General features: G+C 43.0%; 1 protein-coding gene. It reads left to right on the top strand.

All coding sequences use genetic code 11. From position 1 onward, the window contains the following. Positions 1-94: 94 nt before the first annotated feature. Entirely contained in the window at positions 95-1,420 is a 1,326-nt protein-coding gene (locus tag R8N49_RS24630; protein ID WP_213916580.1) for an IS4 family transposase, read from the top strand. The last annotated feature ends 9 nt before the right edge of the window (positions 1,421-1,429 follow it).

The raw sequence follows: 1,429 nt of genomic DNA, 5'->3' as shown, positions 1-1,429 counted from the left end.
TAATGCCGATCAGTTAAGACTTTAATCGGCAGATCAGTTGAATGATCCTACCAACATGTAACAATCCGATAGACCCTGTTTATCGGATTTTTTTATGCACGTTTCTCAAGCCCTCGACATCATCAATAACTACAAACCGAATCAAGTCGAAACTCTCGCAGACCTCCTACCTATAGAGCTAATTAATGATGCTTACGAACTGACTGATACCGTCACCCTTCGAAAGCGAAAACTGACTTTAGAATCTATGGCGTGGTTGTTAGTTGGAATGGCTATATATAACGATAAATCCATGGCTGATATTGTAAATATGCTCGATATTGTTGATCGCTCAGGTAAACCATTTGTCGCTCCAAGTGCATTAACGCAACGAAGAAAAAATCTCGGTGAATCAGCAGCTAAAGCTCTTTTTGAGTGTACGCAAAGTCATTGGTTTAAGCAGGCTAATTTACCAAACTGGAACGAACTCACTCTTCTTGGCGTTGATGGTGTTTTGTGGCGCACTGAGGACTCGAAAGAGAACGCAGAAACGTTTGCAAAGCCTACCAATCGTGACGGTAAAGAAACACAGTACCCACAAGTACGCATGGTATGTCAGATGGAGTTGAGCAGCCATTTAATCACAGGCAGTGCCTTTGGCTGTTATAGCGTCAATGAAATGAAGTTAGCAGAGCAACTTATAGAGACGACACCTGATAATAGCTTAACCCTTTTCGACAAAGGCTTTTACTCCCTTGGCCTACTTCAAGCGTGGAGCTCACAAGGAATAAATCGACATTGGCTTATCCCGATGAAAAAAGGACTCACTTACGAAGTCGTCCAGTCGCTTGGCCGACAAGATAAACTGATCAAACTGAAGAGTAATCCGCAAGCGCGTAAGAAATGGCCAGAGCTAGAACAAGAAGTTGTTGTACGTTTAATCACGAGAGTCAAAGATGGTAAGCAATACGATGTTCTCACCTCAATGCTTGATCCTATGCTCTACCCAAAGTCAGATATCGTGGGCTTATATGGGTATCGTTGGGAAATTGAACTCGGATACCGTGAGCAAAAACAGTACATGCTTGGTAACCGACTCACGCTTCGAAGTCGACTCCCTGAATTAGTGAAGCAAGAGCTCTGGGGAATACTACTGACCTATAACTTAATCAGGTATCAAATGGTGCAGATGTGTAATACGTTGAAAGGAGATTACTTGCCATATCAACTTAGCTTCAATGGGGCATTAGCTCACATCATGCGCCTGATAGTGGGACTTCCATACTCGTCACCAGGAGCAATCCCGAGGCAACTCCAAAACTTCTACTCAATGAGTGAGAGTTTAATACTAGAACCTAGACGAGAAAGATCCTTCCCTAGAGTCGTTAAGAAAAAACCAAGCCGATACCCTAGAAAAAACAATGCCGCTCACCTTAAGTGAACGGCATTA

It is taken from the genome of Vibrio sp. 1978 (genome assembly GCF_033344345.1).
The sequence above is the reverse complement of the archived record's forward strand: the minus strand, read 5'-3'. Positions and strand labels throughout refer to the sequence as shown.